This window comes from Myxococcus dinghuensis (assembly GCF_024198235.1).
In the GTDB taxonomy this organism is placed as follows: Bacteria; Myxococcota; Myxococcia; order Myxococcales; family Myxococcaceae; genus Myxococcus; species Myxococcus dinghuensis.
Genome location: NZ_JAKCFB010000036.1, coordinates 37,520 through 58,168, shown reverse-complemented (window position 1 = coordinate 58,168; position 20,649 = coordinate 37,520). Strand labels below are relative to the sequence as shown.

Genomic DNA, 20,649 nt, shown 5'->3' with positions numbered 1-20,649 from the left:
CCCAGGTGCTCCAGGGGGAACGACTACCCAGGCATGGCGGCCCAGGCTTGCGACAGCTTGCCCAGGTAGGCGCCCTCGTAGTCCACCGTCTCGTGGTCCAGGACCTGCCGCGCCAGGGCCTTGACCTCGGATGGCGTGGTCTTCACACCACCGCTCTGGTTGGTCTGGTCCCCCGCGCGCTTGAAGACCCGGAACGGGCCTCGGCTCTTCTCGTCGTCGATCTCATCCACCGAGTACATGGCGGAGATGGGCGTGCCGTCAGGCCCGCTCAGGGTGACGTTCAAGGCCGCCTTCTTCAACTGCGTGAAGGACCGCGCGTGGTAGGTGGTGAAGAGGTCGTACTTCTTCTGATTGAAGCCCTTCTTGAAGTCCTCCACGCCCAGCTTGAACTTCGCGCTGAAGAGCTTCGCGTAGTCACACCGAATCGTGTTCTCGGCTTGCATCGTCCCGATGCACTGGTTCTCGGGAGCGCCACCCGAACCGCCGACCATGAGCGAGCCTCGGGTGTAGCTGATGAACTTCTTGGAGAACGCATCCTCGTAGGCCTTGAAGTGCGGGCTCGGCCCGACCTTGAAGTCCAGCACGATGCCGAGCCGGGTCGCGCCGATATAGGACTTCGTGAGGTCGACCATGTTGAAGATCTGATCCCGCCGCTTGTCCTCATCCCCATCCAGCCCCGCGCTCCACACGCGGTTGTACCAGGATGACAGCACCTCCCTCATCTCGGGGCAGTACCGCCGCGGGTCGTTCTCGTCCTGGACCGAGTCGTCGTCCGCGACGAGGGCATGCATGTCATGGACGGCGACGTCATCGTCCGGGGCCAGCCCCAGGCTCCGGGCGTCGTGGGCCCTGCCGTTCGTCCAGTGGAACGCGTAGATCGCCACGTCACAGCCGACGAGCTTCCACGTGTAGATGTTGAACAACTCCAGCGCGCCCAGACTTCTCTCACCCAACCAGATGTAATTGATGGTCGTCATTCTTGGATGTCGCGCGTGTTGTATTGACGGGGTGTTTCAGGAGAAACAATCAAGGGCTCGAAGTCAAGCCAACGTCACGTCCAGACATGTCTCAACTCCAGACAGGAGCGTGAAACATCCGGGTCGCATCGCCCCGGGCGTCACGCGAACCCACCTGGAAGGGCCCCACGGCGGTCGACCGTCCTGGGTCCTTCCCCGTGAGCGGACGACGACTACGCGCCGCATCCTTGGGACTTCATTTCACCGACAGTACCTTCTCGCGGCGGACCAACTCAGGAGTCCGCTCCATGGTGTCGCGCCGAATCGTCGTACCAGTGGTGTCACTCGCGGTTGCCGTGGTGGTCGTCGTCCTCGCGATGCGCCCGGGCGAGAAGCCAGCGGAGGCGCGCGGCAACGACACGACTTCGTCACCGGACGCGGGCGTCGCATGCCCTCCGGGCTTCCGCACCTTCACGGTGACGAACCAGGCGAGCCAGACGGTGTGGCTGGGGCAGACGGCGGGCGCCGCGCCTCCGCCCTTCGTCTGCACCACCGACTCCGACTGTGGGCCCAACCAGTCCTGTCAGAACCCGGGCTGTGCCAGCAACGCCGACTGCAACAGCGGCAACATGTGTGACACCCGAACCGGGCAGTGCATGGTGGCGTCCGGCACGAGCTGCAACGGCGGCGCGCCCATCGTCACGGTGCAGTTGCCCTCCATGCTGTGCACCGGCGCGACGCAGGTGCCCGCGTGCAATGGCTGCGGCGACGCGGGATGTGACACCGCGACGGGACTGTGCAACTGCGCGCAGGGTGGCCAGGCCGTCTGCCCCACCGGGACGACCTGCGCCGACACGGTGCAGGAGTGCAGCAACGTCAACGGCGGCACCTGCTACTTCCAACAGGTCGTCCCGGGCGAGAACACGGCCTGCACCACGTCCGACTCACCGTGCCCCACCGGCCAGTCCTGCAACGTGGAGCTGGGCCTGTGCCAGTACCCGCGCACCGACGGCGGCGTCCCCTATGACGCCCTGGAGCTGACGCCCCAGGAGACGTCCACGCTGTGCATGCCCTCCACCCTCCCCGCCACCTACGCGCAGCGGCTCCCCCAATACAGCCCTTGCACGGAGGACTCGCAGTGCCAGAGCAACCGCTGCCTCGTCGGCAGCGGGCAGGCGATTCCCAATCCCCCCACGGACTGCAGCGCCTCCGACGCGGGCGCGTGCGTGTGTCGCCCCGTGGTCGGCTGGAGCGGGGGCTTCTTCGGGCGGCTCGGCTGCGATGACGGCGGCACGAACTGCCGGAGCGCGGACTGCGGCAACGTGCCGGGCCTCCCGTGTCCGCTGGGCAAGGGCGGCACCAATCCGTTCTCCGCCGCGGAGTTCACGCTCCAGCCCAACGCCAGCGACTTCTACGACATCACCATCATCAACGGCGCCAACGTCAGCATCACCATGGGCCCGCTCGCGGACGCGGGGCTGGCCCCCGCGCCGATTCCGTCGCCGTACTACTGCGGCACCGCGGGCTCGCGTCAGGCCCAGGGGAACTCGACGGTGGGGACGCTGGAGGCCTGCGCGTGGACCTTCACGCCGGACACCACCACCGGCCTGCCCGCCGACTTCACCACGCTGCTGCGCGCCGTCGCGCTCCCCGCCTGCTCGCAGACGAGCGACTGCGCCGCGGGCGCGACCTGCGAGGGCAACCAGTGCGTCCCCTCGCTGACCGCGTGCAACGGCGCCGCGCCCTATTGCGCGAACGGACAGGCGTGCAGCAACCCCAACGCCCCGGACGCGGGCGCCTGTGGCACCTGTCTGTCGGACAGCGACTGCGCGAGCGACGCGGGCACGTTCGTGTGCGGCACCGCCTTCATCCCTGGCGTGGGGGACAAGACGCCGCTGCTCCAGACCTGCGGTCAGCCCATCGGCTGGTGGTCCTACGAGGACCTGTGCGCGGCCAACCCCACGTACAGCTACGGCCCGCTCGACTGCACCCAGCAGCTCACCGTCGCCACCGGCCCGACCACCAGCGTGACGGACTCGCTCAACAACCTCTTCCAGTGCGCGGGCCAGTTCGGCCAGTCCTGCTACAACGCCACCTCCGGCGACACCCCGGCATGCTGCGGCTGCGCGACCTACCCGGGCAACGACGCCGGCGCGTTCTGGCCCTCCACCCTGCAGGCGGGCAACAACCCCGCCCAGCAGGACGCCGGCGAGTGCATCGCCAACAACCCCGCCTGGGCCCAGCAGGTCCAACCCTGGCTCGCCTTCCTCAAGCAGGGCTGCCCCACCGCGTACACCTACGCGTACGACGACGTGACCAGCACCTTCACCTGCATGAGCCCCGGCACCGGCGCCGACGGCGGCACGCCCAACGCCGTGGGCTACGGCCTCGTCTTCGGCGACGTGAACTGACGGCCCCAGGGGCCACCTCAACCTACATCGCCTCCGAGGTGGCCCCGCCCCAACCCGGGAATCCGTCCGTCCCCACCGGAAAAGTGACGACTGGCAGCAACTTTCACCCGGACGCGTGGAGAATCGGCTAAAAACAAATTGGTCGATTGGTTTTTTATCCACGCCGCAGCCGTCTCCGAGGAGTGAGAGTCCATGGCCCCGATTCGCCGCGCCGCCACCCCGACACCGTCCGCCGTGAATCCGCCGACCGTCGCGCCCGCGCCCCAGCCGCCCCCGCCTCCTCCGCCGCCTCCCGCGCAGCCCAGGCGGGACGCGGGGCACTCGGGGCGCAGCAGCTTCCAGCAGCCGGAGCGGCCCCGCCGGATGGACCTGTCCGGCGGCGTGGGGATGGCGAGCACGCTGCGCACGGAGGTGCTCGGGGACGGCAAGGCCAACTGCCTGGAGAAGGCGAACACGCTGTCCCAGCCAGGGGACCAGGTGCTGCTGCTCGGGGACTCGCGCGACAGCGTGGGCCACGCGCTGGTGCGCAAGCCGGGGGGCGCCATCGTCGACCCGAACGAGCCGGGCCGCATGTACTCCAACCTCGCCGAGTGGAAGTCCACGCACCCCGCCTACGGTCAGCCGGTGGCGGTGCCGGACGCGCAGTTGGCGCGCATCCTGTCCGTGCCGCCCGGCCCCGCGCGCGAGGCGCTCATCCACGGCTTCGGCCTGACGGGCGCGGCCAGCCGCAAGGTGGCGGACGACGCGGCGGCGACGGCGGGCGCGGCCGAGGCGAAGAAGAACGGGTCGGTGACGCCGAAGCTCACCCTCTCCACCGACGGCACCATCGAGGTCGGCATCACGGCGGAGTTCAAGCCCGAAGGGGAGCTGGAGAAGCAGCGGAAGGATGGCGAGCTGAAGGGGACCCTCACCGGCGGCCCCTATGCCGAGACGCAGGTCACGCTGAACTGGAACCCCACGCAGCCCAACGCGGACGGCCGTCACCTCATCACCGTCACGTTCGAGGCCACCGGTGGCGCCAAGGCCGGCGCGGGCATCGAGGCCGGCACGGTGGGCCCGTTCGGCGCGGAGGTCGGCGGGGACGCGGGCATCAAGAGCTCGGCCAGCTTCCAACTGGCTCTCACGGAGGGCGAGATTGGCGAGCTCGTCATGAACCCCGGCGGGTTCCGGCTCCCCACCCTGAGCGACCCGCTGGCGATGCCGCCGGGCAGCAAGCTCGTGATGGACGTCTCCGACTTCAAGACGCTGTCGAGCGGGCTGTCCATCGGCCCCCTGAAGCTCAGCGGGGAGAACGGCAAGGAGAAGACCCGGTCGGTGGCGGTGGAGCGCACCGGGGACACCACGGTGCGCGTGACGGTGGGCCCGGAGGAGGCCCTCACCTCGAAGCTGGAGCTGGGCCTGGAGATGAAGCTCGAAGGCCACAAGGTGGGAGGCAGCCTCGGCTCGGAGCGCAGCTACACGGAGGGCACCTCCGCCAGCGTGGAGTTCGACCTGGGGACGCCGGAGGGCCGCACCGCCTACGAGACGTTCGTCCGGGACGGCACGCTGCCCACGCAGACGGGGCCGGGCGTGCTGGACGTGCGCACGCAGCAGACCTACTCGGAGGAGGCCTCGCTCAGCGGGGAGCTGAACCTGACGAAGTTCGTCGGCATCGAGCACTCGTTCTGGGACGAGCGCCTGACGGAGACGGTGACGACGGTGAACGGCCAGACGACGGTGACGGCCGAGGGCAAGGTGGCCGGCAGCGACAGCACGTTCGAAATCCAGTTCTCGCTCAACCCGGACGGCTCGAAGAAGTTCGAGGCGATGAGCATGGAGGTCCGCAACCCGGACGGCGTGGGCTTCACCACCATCAACGTCACGGGGGCGGAGGGCTTGGCGAACGTGCAGGACGTCGCCGCGCGACAGGCGCAGGGCATGGTGATGGGCTACTACGCGGACTCGAGCGACCCCGCCGCCATCGCCGCCGAGCGGCAGCGGTTGAAGACGGAGGGCGAGCCGTTCTCCACGCTGGCGATGACGCCGGACGACCCGGGCTACAGCCACGACGCGTGGCTCGCCGCGTACCGCGAGGCCAGCTTCATCAACGGCAGCGTGCCCAACCTGCCCGCGACGACGATGAACCTGATGGAGGCGACGCCGGAGGGGCTGGCCCAGACGGTCTTCCAGGGCCTGGGCACGGCGGTCCACGTGGACCAGAACCCGCTCTTCACCCAGGCGGAGGGGCCGGTGGCCAGCTACACCATGCCGGGGTGGATCGACCTGGGCCTGGGGCAGAGGCCCGGCGTCGAGGTGAAGTGACGCGCGGGCCGCGCGCTCACGCCAGGGAGCGCACGGCCTGGAGGACGAGGGGCCACTCGGCGGAGCGGGGGTCGACCACCTCGAAGTGGCCCGCCCCCGCCAGGGTGATTTGCCGCACGTCGTCGCCGAGCGCGCGGCCCCGCTCGGTGAACTCCTCGCTCAGGGACACCGGCACGGTGTCGTCGTCGGTGCCATGGACGAGCACCTGGGGGATGCCCAGCGGCTGGAGCTCGGCGGGGGACGCGGAGCGGTAGCGCTCGGGCACGGCCTCCGGTGAGCCGCCCACGAAGGACTCCACCACGCCGTCGCCCAACCGCAGCGCGAAGGCCCGCGCCAGGTCGGACACGGCGGCCAGGGCGACGACCCCCTTGGGTCGCAGCGGGGCCTCGACGTGCAGCGGGTCCGCGGCGGGCAGCCGGTGCCGCGCGCCCAGCCACAGCGCGAGGTGCCCGCCCGCCGAGTGCCCGAGGACGACGACGCGCGCGAGGTCCAGCCCGTGGGTGCCCGCGAGCGTGCGCAGGAAGTCGGCGCCGAGCGCGGCGTCCGCCAGGGTGCCGGGGAAGGCGCCGCCCTCATGGCCGATGCGGCGGAACTCCAGGCTCCAGGTCGCAAAGCCCTCCGCGGTCAGGGCCGCGCACAGGTGCCCCAGGTGCGAGAGGTCGTACTTCGCGCGCCAGAAGCCCCCGTGCAAGGCGACGACGACCGGGTGAGGACCCGGTCCGGCAGGCAGCCGCAGGTCTCCGAAGTGGTGCGGCCCCGGCCCATAGGGGATGCGCACGTCCGCGGAGGGCGCCGCCGCCTCGAGAATCCACTCCGAGCTGCTCATCGACTCCTCCCGACTCCATCGACGATGCCGAAGCCCGAAACCTCGTCGACCCAATGGACGCGGGGTCCTCGGCGACGACAAGGTCGCCTCGCCGCCCCACCTTCCCCGGCCACACACCTCGAGGTCGCTGCTGTCACGGTCCACCAGGACCCGCTCGACCGGGAATCCCGCCCGGGCCGCGACCGCATGCAGGTACGCCACGCTGAGCTGCTCCTCGACGTCATCGGGACTCAGCCTCCCCACCCCTCCCCCATCCGCCACCCCCACCTCGCAGGAGGGCCACTCTACCCCGCCCCCACCCGTCCATCCTCCTTCCGGCCGGGCGCTTCCCTGTCCCCTCCAGATGCGCACCAGCGGACATCCGGGAGGTCGAAAACGCCCTCAGGAATGTTTCCCAACGGTTACCAGAGGTTTCTGGCCCAAGTTTTAAGGCTCCAAGCGCGGGAATTAAGGCTTGATTTCCGTCAGCCGAATGTAAATACCTGCGTCCACGGATTCGCCCCGCCGTGTTCACGGCGGACACCGGCCTGGAGGCACGGACACATGGAGACGAAGGGGCTGCGGACGTTCCTGGAGATTCCCTACGACGAGCTGGAAGAGAAGAACCTGCGCGTCAAGGAGCAGCGTCTCAAGCACGAGTCGGCGGACAAGGTCCGTGAGGAGCGCATCAAGTACCTCACCGACGAGCGCAACCTGAAGGCCGTCACCGTGTGCTTCACCGACCTCGAGGGTCGGCTGCACATGCTGGACTACGACAAGAAGTTCCTGCTCAAGAGCGCCGACAACCTCACCTTCGACGGCTCGTCCATCCGCGGCTTCTCCCAGCAGGCGGAGAGCGACCTGCGCCTGAACGTGGACTGGGGCTCCTTCTACTGGCTGCCGTCCGACATCTTCGGCCCCGGCAAGGTGCTGGTGTTCAGCGAGGTGCTGGAGCGCGACGGCACGCCGTACCACGCGGACATGCGCGGCCAGCTCAAGCGCGTCACCGAGGCCCTGTTCCAGAAGGACGGCACGGTGTTCCACGCCGCCCCGGAGGTCGAGGGCTTCCTCTTCAAGGGCCGTGACGCCGAGCGCCACTACCACGAGACGGGCAAGTTCGACTTCATCTCCACCGGCGGCTACTACCACTCGCTGCCGGGTGACCCGCTGCGCGCCTTCATCGACAAGGCCGCCGAGGCCCAGCGCGCCATGGGCTTCCAGAACGAGAAGGACCACCCGGAGGTGGCCCCCAGCCAGTTCGAGATGAACTTCTCGTACAGCGAGGCGCTCATCTCCGCCGACCAGATCCAGCTCTACAAGCTCCTGTGCCGCCAGGTCGCCGCGCAGATGGACACCACCGCCAGCTTCCTCCCGAAGCCGGTGACGGGCGTCAACGGCAACGGCATGCACATGAACATGTCGCTGTCCAAGGGCGGCAAGAACCTCTTCTACGACAAGGGCGGCCAGGACGGCCTGAGCCAGATGGGCTGGGACTTCATCGACCGGCTGCTGACCAACGCCAACGACATCTGCCTGGTCCTCAACTCCAGCGTCAACGCGTACCGCCGCCTGGACCCGCACTACGAGGCGCCCAACCAGATCAAGGCCAGCGCCAACAACCGCGGCGCCATGGTGCGCATCCCCTATGGCAACGAGCGCTCGGCGCGCGTCGAGTGCCGCTCGGTGGCCCCGGACGCCAACCCCTACCTGGTGCTCTACTCGCTGCTGCGCACCGGCCTGGAGGGCCCGCAGCCGCAGGAGGACGCGGAGACCAAGCGCAGCCGCACCCGCTTCCTGCCGGACAACATCTTCGACGCCATCCGCCTCTTCAAGGGCAGCCAGTTCATCGCCGGCATCCTCGGTGAGAACGTGCAGGGCAAGTTCGCGGAGCTGAAGACGGCCTCCGCGGAGCGCTGCCCCAAGCAGCTGGGCACCCGCGTGAAGACGTCCGAAATCCAGTTCCACCACGAAATCACCAACCAGTACCTCTGGAGCCAGTTCTAGGCCCTCGGCCGGGACAGGCCCCACAACCCCAGGCCCGCCACCACCGCGACACCCGTGGTGGCGGCCTCCCGGGCGCTCGCGCCGAACGCCACCAGCGTCAGGCCGAGCGCCAGCGTGGGAACCGCCAGGAGCGCGTGTGAGGGCGAAAGGCCCCGCTCGCGCCCCCACGCCAGCCGCGCCAGCGCCGCCGCCGTGACGCCGTACTGGAGCAGCACGGCGAGGCTCGAGAGCGCGAAGAGCTCCGACAGGTTCCCCAGGTTGACGAACAGCAACACCAGCGCCCACGTGACGGCGAGCGCCCGCGCGGGCACGCCCCGGGGCGACATCCCGTCCAACCCCAGCAGCCGCCGCTCCCCGGACGCCAGCGCGGACAGGTAGCGCGGCGTCGTCACCATCATCCCCAGGCAGATGCCCAGCGCGGACACGCTGGTGCCCGCGGCCACCACGCGCGACAACGCGCCCCCGCCCCACACGTCCGCCGCGGCGGCCAGGGGCGCGGGCGAGGACGCCAGCTCCGGCAGCGCCGCGACGCACGCCCACACGAGCCCCACGTACAGCCCCACCGCGCCGAGCAGCGAGCCCACCGTGGCCATGGGCACGCTGCGCTCGGAGGAGCGCACCTGGCCGGCGATGACGGGGACGATTTCGAAGCCCTGGTAGGCGAACACCACCGTCAGCCCCGCGCGGAGCCACGCGGTGTCCGTGGCCGCGGCCGGCGACGGCGGCACGCCGCCCGTGCCCGCGACGAAGAGGAACACGCCCAGCAGCGCCGCGAGCGGCAGCAGCTTGAGCACCGTGAGCCCCGTCCACGCGCGCGCGGAGACGCGGATGCCCGACGCGACGACGGCCGCCAGCGCGGTGACCAGCCCGGACGCCAGCACGCGCTGGCCCACCGGCCCCTCCATCCCCAACGACGGCGCCAGCGCCTGGGACAGGCCGGCGACCACCGCGGACGTGCTGAGGAAGGCGCTGACGTACGCCACCCACCCGACGAGGAAGGCCGCGCGCTCCCCGAACGCCGCCCGCGCGAAGACGATGGGGCCGCCGTCCGTGTCGAAGCGGCGCCCCAGCACCGCGAAGGCGAAGGCCACCGGCACCAGCGCCAGCCCGGTGAGGAGGAAGGCGAGCACCCCACCCAGCCCGGGCGCCTTCGCGGCCACCTCCGCCGGCGCGAAGAAGATGCCCACGCCGACGATGCCGTTGACGCCCAGCGCCAACAACTGGAGCGGGCCGACGGGGCGTGTGCTGGAGGAGGAGACGGCGGGGGAGGCAGGCACGAGGGGACACTTCACTACAGGCCCCGCCCCGCGACCAAGCCACCGGGCTCCGTCCCCCGACCGACGAGCGCCGCCCTCCCCCACCGCGCCCCACCCCCGCGCCACGGTAGGCTCACCGTCACGGGAGATATCCCGTCCCTCCCCGAGCGTTCCCGCCTCACCCCGAGGTGGGAGCGCGCTCGGCCCCCAGGGTGCCGTCATGGAGGATGCAATGCGTCGGTTCGGCTGGGTGCTGGCATTCCTGGGCTGTACGGGCTGCGCCGCCCTGACGCGGAGCCTCGCGTCGCAATACAACCCGGAGACGGGGGAGTACGAGACGCCCAGGGAAGAGGTCGTCTACCTGGTGCCCATCGAGGACGCGATGATGACGGCGCGTCGGGTCCTGGAGGAGCAGCGCTACGACGTCCTGGAGAAGGAGGGCGGGCTGGAGATGTTCTCCTCCGCCCACGAGCCGGGGAAGAACGACCCGGGCCTGCGCAACATCGAGCGCTATTACGTGAAGGGCCACCGCATGGGGCCCCGCCAGTCGCTCGTGCGCATCTACCGGCTGAGCTACAGCGAGATGGAGACGGGGGTCGAGGAGCCACCGCCCGTCAGCAACTCGGAGAACTCGCGGGACGCGAAGGTGTTCAACGCGAACGCCGTGCACCCCTTCGACACGCGCATGGAGGCGTTCACCACGACCCCGGGCGGCGCCTCCGGGCGGCAGGTCGTCCTGCGCAACCCCTTCCCCAACGCCCCCGGGCAGGAGCGCTTCCGCTACGTGCGCGGCATCCGGGACATGGGCATCGAGACGCGGCTCCAGCAACGGCTGGAGGTGGTGCCCGCGCTGGAGGTGGTGAGCGGCAACGCGCCGGTGCCCATGCGGTCGGTGCTGATGGAGGACGCGGGCGAGGCCGTGGCCACGCTCCCTCCGGACTGCGACGCGCTGGTGGAGGGCGCCACGCCCCTGCTCCTGGCGGGGCAGGTGCTGCTGGTGGCGGACCCGCTCGGCACGCGCGAGGTGCCCACCGCCGCCCTGCGGATGCTGTGCGAGGCCACCACGCGCGGACTCCCCGTCACGCTGGCGCTCTCCGTCCCCTCCACCGAGCAGCCCTCCCTCGAGGCCTACGTCGCGAGCAAGGGCCTCACCTCCGATGCCCAGGCCCTGCTCAGCGGCAGCGGCTTCTGGCGCCGCACGTACCAGGACGGCCGCAGCAGCCGCGCCACCCTCTGGTTGGTGGAGCATGCCCGGCGCCTGCGCGCATACGGCAAGGACGTGGCCGTCGTCGCCATCGACACGAGCAAGGCCCAGGGCGACGCGCGCGAGGCGGAGATGGCCAGGAACCTGCTCGCCTTCCGCGCCACGCGCCCCCCCACCGCGTGGACGCTGGTGCTCGCGGGCAGCGTCCACGCGCGCACCACGAAGGTCGGCTGGAACGATGACCTCGAGCCCCTGGGCGCACGACTGGCGAAGGCGCTGCCCTCCGCGGTGCGCTCGCTCGACGTGGGCTTCCGGCGCGGCACCCAGTTCGCCTGCCGCTTCAACGTCTGGGAGAACGTCGAGTGCAACGTGTTCGCCATCAGCCCCACGAACGAGGTCCGGCAGGCGGACGAGGAGGAGCCGGGCGTCCAGCTCGCCACCGAGCCCCGGCCGGATGGGTTCCACGGACGGCTCTACCTGGGCGCACTCTCCGCCTCTCCCCCGGCGCTCCAGACCCAGAGACAGTTCGCCGCGGTCCCCGCTCCGAAGGAGTGAGCCCGCGGCCCTCGGGGCGATATCCATCCCGCGTCCCGAGCGTTCCCTCGCAGCAAGCCATCCGCGGAGGATTCAGTGCGTCGGTTCTACTGGGCGTTGGGGCTGTTGGGGTGCTCGGGCTGTGCCTCGATGACGCGAGGTCTCGCGACGCACTACAACCCGGAGACGGGCGAGTACGAGACGCCGAAAGAGGAGCTCGTCTACAGGGTGCCCGTCGAGGACGCGATGATGACGGCACGGCGCGTCCTGGAGGAGCAGCGCTACGACGTCCTGGAGAAGGAAGGCGGGCTGGAGATGTTCTCCTCCGCCCACGAGCCAGGGAAGAACGACCCGGGCCTGCGCACCTTCGAGCGCTACTACGTGAAAGGCGAGCGCATGGGGCCTCGCCAGTCGCTCGTGCGCGTCTACCGGCTCCGCTACAACGAGCTCGAGACGAACGTCGAGGAGACGCCGGGCATCATGGGCTCGGACAACTCCCGGGAGATGCGGGTGTTCAACGCGAACGACCGGCACCCCTTCGACGCACGCATGGAGGCCTTCACCTCCGCGCCCGGCAGCAACGGCGCGCGGCAGGTCGCCATGCTCAACCCCTTCCCCAACGCACCGGGGATGGAGCGCTTCCGCTACGTCCACGGCATCCGGGACATGGGCATCGAGACCACGCTGCTCCAGCGGCTGGAGATGGTGCCCGCGCTGGAGGTGGTGAGCGGCAACGCGCCCATCCCCATGCGCTCCGTGCTGATGGATGACGCGGGGGAGTCGGTGACGTCGCTCCCGCCGGCCTGTGACACGGGGGCCGAAGGCGCCTCGCCGCCGCTGCTGGAGGGGGGCGCCTCGTCGCTGCTGGGCCCGGGGCAGGTGCTGCTGGTGGCGGACCCGCTCGGCACGCGCGAGGTGCCCACCGCCGCCCTGCGGATGCTGTGCGAGGCCACCACGCGCGGACTCCCCGTCACGCTGGCGCTCTCCGTCCCCTCCACCGAGCAGCCCTTCCTCGAGGCCTACCTCTCCAGCGCGGGCCTCTCCTCCGACGCCCAGGCCCTGCTCAGCGGCAGCGGCTTCTGGCGCCGCACCTACCAGGATGGCCGCAGCAGCCGCGCCACCCTCTGGTTGGTGGAGCAGGTCCGCCGGCTGCGCGCCCACGGCAAGGACGTGGCCGTCGTCGCCATCGACACGAGCAAGGCCCAGGGCGACGCGCGTGAGGCGGAGATGGCCAGGAGCCTGCTCGCCTTCCGCGCCACGCGCCCCACCGCGTGGACGCTGGTGCTCACGGGCAGTGTCCATGCGCGCACCGCGAAGGCGGCGTGGGACAGCGACTTCGAGCCCCTCGGCGCGCGGCTCGCGAAGGCGCTGCCCTCCTCCGTGCGTGCGCTCGACGTGGGCTTCCGGCGCGGCACCCAGTTCGCCTGCCGCTTCAACGTCTGGGAGGAGATCGAATGTGACGTCTTCGGCATCAGCCCCACGCGCGAGGCATGGCAGGCGGACGCGGTCGCGCCGGGCATCCAGTTGTCCGCGGAGGCGCGTCCGGACGGCTTCCACGGCCGGCTCTACCTGGGCGCGCTCTCCGCCTCTGCGCCCATGCTCCAGTCGCAGAAGCCGCTCGCCGCCGGTCCCGCTCCGGCGAAGTGAGCCCCCGCGGCAGTCCCGCGCGGGCCGGGCCCCGGGAGCGCGCCTCCGCGCACCGGGGCCTCTCCCTGTCCGCGACTCTCGGCAACGACTGCCGACCCTGGCAAGGCTTGCCGCCCCCCGCGGAGGCGAGGACGGCAAGGCTTGCCGGTGAAGCCTCGCTCCCCGCCTGAACGGAGGGCGTGGGCGGGTTGGCACCCCGGTTGCTCTTCCAGCCACGCACGCACCCTCCAGTGCCGCATGACGCGACATCTCGACGAGGGCGCGCGGGAACAGGAAGACACCATGAAGACGTTCAACCGCAGGCTGACCCAGTCCGTGGCGGCGCTCGCGCTGCTCGGCGCCCTGCCGGCCGCGGCGGGGACCGCGACGTACTCCGGCTCGCTGTGCACCTCCGTGTCGGGCTTCTCCGCGCCGACCATCTTCCGCAGCGGCCGGCTCCTCAACCAGACGGCGAACACCATCGAGGTCGTCTGCCCGCTGCAGCGCAACGTGTCGACCTCCTTCACGGAGGACTCCAGCTTCGCCGCCTATGTCATCGACGCGCACCTGACCGAGAACGTCTGCTGCGTGGCCACGGTGGCGGAGGCGGACGGCACGGCCATCACCTCCGGCTCCGCCTGCACCACCGGCGCGGACACGGCCAACATCAAGGGCATCTCCATCAACCTGGCGTCCGTCTTCGCGTCGGTGAACGGCTACCTGTCCCTGCGCTGCGTGATTCCGGGCCAGTACACCGACACGTCCGGCGCGAAGTTCTCCTCCGTCCTCTCCAGCTTCACCGTCGTGGAGTAGCCGCCATGTCCAAGGTCCGCTGGGGAGCCCTGGGGGGGGTCGCGGTCGCGATGACCGTGGCCGGCATGGCGTGGAGCCAGGGAGCGTCCACGCCCGAGGAGACCACTCGACCCGCGCCGGTGATGGAACCCCGGCCAGGGTCACCAGCGGACCTGGAGCAGGACGTCCGCGCGCTGCGCGCCGAGCTGGCGGAGCTGCGTCGGAGCCAGGCCGCCCTGGCCCGTCAGCCCGCGCCCGAACCGTCCCGTCCTCCGTCCGCGGCGGAGGAGCCCGTGGCGAGCCGTCCCCCGGGCGAGGCGACGCTCGCGGCGGCGGAGGTGGCGCGACAGGAGCGCCGTCAGGAGCTGGAGGCGGAGCTGGAGGTGGCGGCCCACACGGAGCCACGCGACCCGGACTGGGCCCGGAGCACGGAGGCGCTGGTGACGCAGGCCTTCCATGGCGGTGGCATCTCCGGCTCGCGACTGGTGGGCGTGGAGTGCCGCACCCACCTGTGCACGCTGGAGGTGGAGCACGACGGGCCCGAGGGCCGGATGGAGCTGCTGCCGTCGCTGACGCTCACGCCCGGCCTCCAGGGACAGGCGGTGCTCAGTCCCCGCACGGAGGGCTCGCGCCAGCTGTCGCGGGTGTACCTGTCGCGCGCGGGTGAGCGCCTGCCGATGACGCTGCGCCGGTGAGTCCTCGCGCGTCCGCGCCCGGCCGGGGACGACGCCACCGTCCCTCGCCGGGTTGCTCCCCTCGACACGGGCATGCCAGCATGGATGGCTGCCCGATGTCCGCTCCGCCCGCCAGCGTCAAGGACACCCGCCCCATGGGGGCCCCCTCGGAGTCGAGCGGGTCCGGTGACGCGTACCTGCTCGTGCTGGAAGGAGAGTCCTCGTGGCGCTTCCCCCTCCCCGCGGAGGGGGTCGTGCTGGTGGGGCGCGACGAGCGGGCCGACCTGCGCCTGCGGGACGAGAGCGTCTCACGCCGGCATGCGCGCATCCTCGTGACGGACGAGGGTTCGCGCGTGGTCGACCTGGGCAGCCAGAACGGTACGTCCGTCAACGGCCGCGCCCTCGAGGATGCCCAGCCCCTGCTGTCGGGCGACGTCCTCGCCTTCGGGGCCGTGGTGGCCGTGGTCCGCGTGCGCTCGCGCCCCGTGCCGGCGCGCCGGGCGATGGACGCCGAGCGGCTGATGGGACAGCTCCGCGAGGAGGTGGAGCGCGCGCTGCGCTACGGCCGACCTCTCACCGTGCTGGCGGTGGCCCTGCCGGAGCCGGGCGCCGGACGGGACGCGGTGGAGGGCGTGCTGGGCTCCGACGCGGGCCCGGCGGAGGCCGCGGGCTGGCTGGACAGCGCGCACCTGCTGTGGCTGCTCCCCGAGGTATCCGGTGAGCCCGGAGAGGAGGGGCTGGGCGAGCGCGTCGAGGCGCTCCTCGCCGCGTGCCCGCGCGCCCGCGTGGGCGTGGCCACGTGTCCCTCCGACGGATGCGACGCGGACACGCTGGTGGCGGCGGCGCGCACCGCCGCGCAGGTGGCCGTGCCCGGGGCCTTCGCCGCGGCGTCGGAGGGAATCACGCGGCTCACCCTGGGGGACCGCGTGGTGTTGGTCGCGGACCCCGCGATGGCGCAGCTCTACGCGCTGCTGCGGCGGCTGGCCGCCAGCGAGCTGCCCGTGCTGGTGTGCGGCGAGACGGGCGCGGGCAAGGAGAACGCCGCCTTCGCCGTGCATCATGGCTCGCGCCGCGCCGCGGGCCCCTTCGTCCCCGTCAACTGCGCCGCGCTCCCGGAGAGCCTGGTGGAGAGCGAGCTGTTCGGGCACGAGAAGGGCGCGTTCACCGGCGCCAACGCCTCGCGCGTGGGCCTGCTGGAGAGCGCGCAGGGGGGCACCGTGTTCCTGGACGAGGTGGGCGAGCTGCCACCCGCCGCGCAGGCCAAGCTGCTGCGCGCGCTGGAGGTGCGCCGCATCACCCGCGTGGGCGACGTGCGGGAGCGCCCCATCGACATCCGCGTGGTGGCCGCCACGCACCGTGACCTGGAGGCGGAGGTGGCAGCGGGGCGGTTCCGCCAGGACCTGTACTTCCGGCTCGGCGCGGCCACGGTGCTGCTGCCGCCGTTGAGGGAGCGCCCCCGCGAGGTGCCCATGCTGGCGCGCGACTTCCTGGCGCGGGCCTGTATGGCGCTCGGACGTGGCGGCATGGAGCTGGCCTCGGGCACCCTGCTCGCGTTGTCGCGCCACGCGTGGCCCGGCAACGTGCGCGAGCTGCGCAACCTGATGGACTACGTGGCGGCGGCCGTGACGGGCGACGTGGTGGAGCCCCATCACCTGCCCGCGCGGATGATGGGCCTCTCCCGCGCGACGGGTTCTCCGCCCGAGCCCATGCCGGCCCCGGAGTCCGTGACGGCGTCCCCGCGACTTCCCCTGGCCCAGGAGATTCGTGAGCTGGAGCGGCGGAGGATGCAGGAGGCGCTGGACGCGTCGGAGGGCGTGCAGACGCGCGCGGCGGCGCTCATCGGCATGCCCATCCGCACCTTCTCCTTCAAGCTGAAGCAACTGGGGCTTCAACCTCGCGCCACCCGGCGGGGGCCGCCACCCGGATGAGCTCCACGCCCGGGGTGGAGCCACCCCGCGAGTTCGAGGAGTACCAGCTCCTGCGCCCCCTGGGACGCGGGGCCATGGGGCAGGTGTTCCTGGCCAAGGACCTGCTGCTGGAGCGCCTGGTGGCGGTGAAGTTCATCGCCACGCCCGAGGGACGGCGACCGGACGCGACGGCGCGCGCGCGCTTCTTCCAGGAGGCGCGCGCCATCGCCCGCCTCCAGCACCCGAACGTGGTGGCCATCCATCGCGTGGGCGAGGTGCGTGGCCAGCCGTTCCTCGTGTCCGAGCTGATTCGCGGTGAGCCGTTGGATCGGCTGCCGCTCCCCGTGGAGGGGGCGCGGCTCCTGAGGCTCGCCATCGGGCTCGCGCGCGGGCTCGCGGCCGCGCATCGGTGCGGAGTGCTCCACCGCGACATCAAGCCGGCCAACGCCATCCTCTCCGAGGACGGAGAGGTGAAGCTGCTCGACTTCGGCCTGGCCGAGCAGTGGACGACGGAGGACCCGCGAGACCTGTCCTCGCGAACGGGCGAGGTTCCCACCCCGAGTCCCGTCGCGGACACGCGCCCCCTGCCGGGACGCGCGGGGGCGGAGCCGCCCGCTCGAGACCTGAACGCCGCATCACCCTTCGTCGTGGAGGGCGCGGAAAGAGAAGCACAGGCTCCCGCATCCAGGACGACCACACCCCGTCCAACGGGTCGCGCCTCGGAGTCGGCCGCGCCTCCCACTCGGGCGGAGACGGGGCCTGACGGAGCAGGGGCGCGGGCCACGAGCGCCGCGCGAACGGGACAGAACGCCGCTTCGTGGACGGGTGCCCTGCCCTCGACGGCGCGGACGGGGACGAACGCCCCCCTGCACGACGAGCGCACCGTGCAGGTCCCACGCGTGGAGACAGCCCCGGACGGGGCACCTCCACGCGGAGCGGGTACGGACCTGGTCCATGCCTCCCGAACGAACACGCTGGGGCCCCTCTTCCCCGCGCCGGGCACACCGCTCTACCTCGCCCCCGAGCTGTGGCGTGGAGAGCCCGCCAGCCGCGCCAGTGACGTGTATGCGCTGGGCGTGCTGCTCCACGAGCTGGGCACCGGAGCCGCGCCCCACCAGCACGTGCCCCTGGAGGAATTGGGCCGCGCCGTGACGGAGCGCCCTCCGCGTTCCCTCGCGGAGCAGCGGCTGCCGGGGCTCCCTCCCGGTCTCGCCGCCGTGGTGGACCGGTGTCTCGACCTCGACCCCGCCCGCCGCTTCGAGTCGGGCGATGCGCTGCGCGAGGCCCTGGAGTCCCTGGCGCTCCCGACGCGCGACACCCCGCTCCCCACCGGCAATCCCTATCGAGGCCTGCACCCCTTCGAGGCCGAGCATCGCGGCGTGTTCTTCGGCCGCGAGGCCGCGCTGCGCGAGGTCGTGGACCGGCTGCGCGGCGAGCGCTTCGTCCTGTTGGCCGGCGACTCCGGCGTGGGCAAGTCCTCGCTGTGCCGCGCGGGAGTCCTCCCGCTGCTCGCGACGGGTGAATCCGCCTGGAGCGTCATCGCCTGCGCGCCCGGCCAACGCCCCCTGGAGACGCTGACGGAGGCGCTCGCTCCCGTGTCGGGAGAGAGCGCGGAGACCCTCCTGGCCCAGGTCCAGGACGAGGAGCCCGGCGCCCTCTCCCGGGCGCTGCGACGTCGGCCCGCGAGCGCCCCCCCCGTCCTGCTCTTCATCGACCCCTTGGAGGAGCTGGTCACCTTCTCGGAGCCCCACCAGGCCGCCCGACTCGCGGAGGAGCTGGCCCTGGTGCTGCGCCGCGCGCCGCGGGTCCGGCTCCTCGCCACCGCGCGCAGCGATTGCCTCACGCGACTGGCGGCGCTGCCCGGGCTGGGAGAAGAGCTGCCTCGCGCGCTGTACCTGCTGCGAGCCCTCACCGAGCGAGGCCTGCGTGAGGCCATCGAGGCACCCGCCCGCGCGCTCGGCGTCCACTTCGAATCCCCTGCCCTCGTGGACTCCCTCGTCACCTCCGCGTCGCGCGCCGAGGGAGGCCTGCCGCTGCTCCAGTTCGCCCTGCAGGCGCTCTGGGACGCGCGCGACACGCGGCAGGGCGTCATCACCTCCGCCGCGCTGGAGGCCCTGGGGGGAGTGGAGGGCGCCCTCGCCCGACACGCGGACGCGGTGGTCGGACGGCTGCGCCCCGAACAACGTCCCCGTGCCCGCGCGTTGCTCCTGGAGCTCGTGACCCCCGAGGGCACGCGCATGCGCCGCACCCGCGAGGAGCTGCTGCGCGGCCCCGATGACGACACCGGGCGCGCGGTGCTGGATGGACTGGTGAGCGGCCGGCTCCTCACCGCGGGAGAGGCCGAGGGCGGCGGAGGCATCTACACGCTCGCGCACGAGAGCCTGCTCACGGGCTGGGACACCCTTCGAGGCTGGCTGGGCCAGGACGAGCAGCGCCGCGCCACACGTCATCGCCTGGAGCGCGCCGCCTCGGAGTGGGAGCGGCTGGGGCATCCCCCGGAGCTGCTGTACGCGGAGCGCCAGCTCGGCGAGGTGCGGGACGCGGCGCTGACACCGGAGGGCCCTCGACAACAGGCCTTCCTCGCCCGCTCCCGGCAGACGGCACGCCGTCGACGTGGCGTGCGTTGGGCGGTGGCCATCGCCGCCCCGCTCGTCCTGCTCGCCGTGGCCGGCATCACCCGCGTGCAGTCCCGCGCACAGCTGGACGCGCGCATCACCCGCCACCTCGACGAGGCCCGCCGCCACGGGGACGCCGCGCTCGCCCAGGACGCCGAGGCCCGCCGGCTGCGACACGAGGCCCTCGCCCTCTTCGACACCCCGGGCCCCGAAAAACGTGAGGCCGCCGAGGCGTTGTGGACGCGTGTGCTCGAACGGGAGCGCGGCATGGAGGAGCAGTCCCTGCGCGCCATGGCGGAGCTGGAGGCCGCCTGGGGACTCGACCCGGGGAGCCCCCGGGTGAACGAGCCGTTGGCGGACCTCCTCGCGGAGCAGGTGGAGCGAGCCGACCGCCTGGGCCCGCCCGAGCGCCGCACCCAGCTCCTCGCGCGGCTCCGGGCCTACGACACCACCGGCCAGCGACGCGAACGACTCGAGGCCCCCGCGCGCCTCGACCTCCACACCACGCCACCAGACGCCCGGGTGCGCCTGGTGACGCTCACCGTTGAGTCACCGAACCCGGCGGACGACGCGGGCAGCCTGCTCGGCGTCACGCCGCTGTCCGGCGTGGACCTCCCCCCGGGCTCCCATGTCCTCCTCCTGGAGGCCCCAGGGCATGTCTCCGTGAAGGCCCCCGTGCTGCTGCGCTCCGGGGAGCACCTCGCGCTGGACCTGACGCTGCCGGAAGCGGGCTCCGTGCCCGAGGGCTTCGTCTACGTCCCCGCTGGCCGCTTCCTGCAGGGCGCCGCGGAGAGCGAATACCTGCGGCGGGCGTTCTTCTTCGCGCCCCCGCTGCACCTGGTGGAGACGGACGCGTACCTCATCGCGAAGCACGAGGTGACGTTCGGCGAGTACATCGCCTTCCTCGAGAGCCTGCCCGACGACGAGCGCGTCGCGCGCATGCCCGGCTCCCGCCGACGCCTCACCGTGGTGGACCTGTCTCGCGAGGCGGACGGCCACTGGCGGCTGCAACTGCGGCCCGCCTCGGCCAGCTACAGCGTCCGCGATACGGAGCCGCTGCGCTACGGCCGCCGCGACCGGCGCGCGGAGCAGGACTGGCTGCGCTTCCCCGTGTCCGCCATCTCCTTCGAGGACGCCCTCGCGTACACCACCTGGCTGGACGGCACGGGGCGGGTGCCCGGCGCGCGCGTCTGCACCGAACGCGAGTGGGAGCGCGCGGCGCGCGGCGCGGATGGCCGCCGCTACCCCTCCGGTGACTGGCTGGCACCGGACGACGCCAACCACGACGTCACCTATGGCCGGGAGCCCTGGGGCTTCGGTCCGGACGAGGTGGGCAGCCACCCCCGCTCGCGCAGCCCCTTCGGCGTGGACGACCTCGCGGGCAACGTCTGGGAGTGGACCCGCTCCGACGTGAACCCCGACAAGCCCTCCGCGCAGGGCGGGAGCTGGTACCAGAGCGACCTCACCGCGCACGCCGCCAACCGGGACCGGGTGGAGCCCACCCAGCGCGAGGCGCTCATCGGCCTGCGCGTGTGCGCCACGCCCCGCCGCTGACCCGGCAGCC

Annotated in this window: 12 protein-coding genes; 9 read left to right on the top strand and 3 right to left on the bottom strand. The window is 72.0% G+C overall.

Annotation, left to right across the window (positions count from 1 at the left end; genetic code table 11):
* Positions 1–23: 23 nt before the first annotated feature.
* Positions 24–977, bottom strand: a complete 954-nt coding sequence (locus LZ198_RS33105) for a hypothetical protein (RefSeq protein WP_253976130.1) — start codon at positions 975–977, stop codon at positions 24–26.
* 287 nt (positions 978–1,264) lie between these two features.
* Here LZ198_RS33105 and LZ198_RS33100 point away from each other — a divergent pair, with 287 nt between their 5' ends.
* Together LZ198_RS33100 and LZ198_RS33095 are read left to right on the top strand one after the other, a co-directional pair.
* Entirely contained in the window at positions 1,265–3,367 is a 2,103-nt protein-coding gene (locus LZ198_RS33100; protein ID WP_253976129.1) for a thaumatin family protein, read from the top strand.
* A gap of 192 nt (positions 3,368–3,559) precedes the next feature.
* A complete protein-coding gene (locus LZ198_RS33095; RefSeq protein WP_253976128.1) occupies positions 3,560–5,668 on the top strand; it encodes a hypothetical protein in 2,109 nt (702 codons plus the stop codon).
* 16 nt (positions 5,669–5,684) lie between these two features.
* Here the strand turns inward: LZ198_RS33095 and LZ198_RS33090 are convergent, their stop codons facing one another.
* Positions 5,685–6,494, bottom strand: coding sequence for an alpha/beta hydrolase family protein (locus tag LZ198_RS33090; protein WP_253976127.1), 810 nt, complete (start codon positions 6,492–6,494; stop codon positions 5,685–5,687).
* A 543-nt stretch (positions 6,495–7,037) separates the two neighbouring features.
* Here LZ198_RS33090 and LZ198_RS33085 point away from each other — a divergent pair.
* Complete coding sequence (locus tag LZ198_RS33085) at positions 7,038–8,477, top strand: glutamine synthetase family protein (protein ID WP_253976126.1); 1,440 nt, start codon at positions 7,038–7,040, stop codon at positions 8,475–8,477.
* Here the strand turns inward: LZ198_RS33085 and LZ198_RS33080 are convergent.
* Complete coding sequence (locus LZ198_RS33080; RefSeq protein ID WP_253976125.1) at positions 8,474–9,754, bottom strand: APC family permease; 1,281 nt, start codon at positions 9,752–9,754, stop codon at positions 8,474–8,476. The genes LZ198_RS33085 and LZ198_RS33080 overlap by 4 nt on opposite strands.
* A gap of 211 nt (positions 9,755–9,965) precedes the next feature.
* Between LZ198_RS33080 and LZ198_RS33075 the strand changes: the two genes are divergently transcribed.
* From LZ198_RS33075 to LZ198_RS33050, 6 genes are all read left to right on the top strand, one after another.
* Positions 9,966–11,492 (top strand): TraB/GumN family protein, encoded by a 1,527-nt coding sequence (locus LZ198_RS33075; protein ID WP_253976124.1) that lies wholly within the window; start codon positions 9,966–9,968, stop codon positions 11,490–11,492.
* 75 nt (positions 11,493–11,567) lie between these two features.
* On the top strand, positions 11,568–13,118 hold the full coding sequence (locus tag LZ198_RS33070) for a hypothetical protein (protein ID WP_407667483.1): 1,551 nt from the start codon (positions 11,568–11,570) through the stop codon (positions 13,116–13,118).
* Between the two features lie 282 nt (positions 13,119–13,400).
* Positions 13,401–13,910 (top strand): hypothetical protein, encoded by a 510-nt coding sequence (locus LZ198_RS33065; protein WP_253976123.1) that lies wholly within the window; start codon positions 13,401–13,403, stop codon positions 13,908–13,910.
* A 5-nt stretch (positions 13,911–13,915) separates the two neighbouring features.
* On the top strand, positions 13,916–14,584 hold the full coding sequence (locus LZ198_RS33060; protein ID WP_253976122.1) for a hypothetical protein: 669 nt from the start codon (positions 13,916–13,918) through the stop codon (positions 14,582–14,584).
* 95 nt (positions 14,585–14,679) lie between these two features.
* On the top strand, positions 14,680–16,491 hold the full coding sequence (locus tag LZ198_RS33055) for a sigma 54-interacting transcriptional regulator (RefSeq protein ID WP_253976121.1): 1,812 nt from the start codon (positions 14,680–14,682) through the stop codon (positions 16,489–16,491).
* Positions 16,488–20,639, top strand: a complete 4,152-nt coding sequence (locus LZ198_RS33050) for an nSTAND1 domain-containing NTPase (RefSeq protein ID WP_253976120.1) — start codon at positions 16,488–16,490, stop codon at positions 20,637–20,639. Before LZ198_RS33055 ends, LZ198_RS33050 begins: the two co-directional genes overlap by 4 nt.
* Positions 20,640–20,649 lie beyond the last annotated feature (10 nt).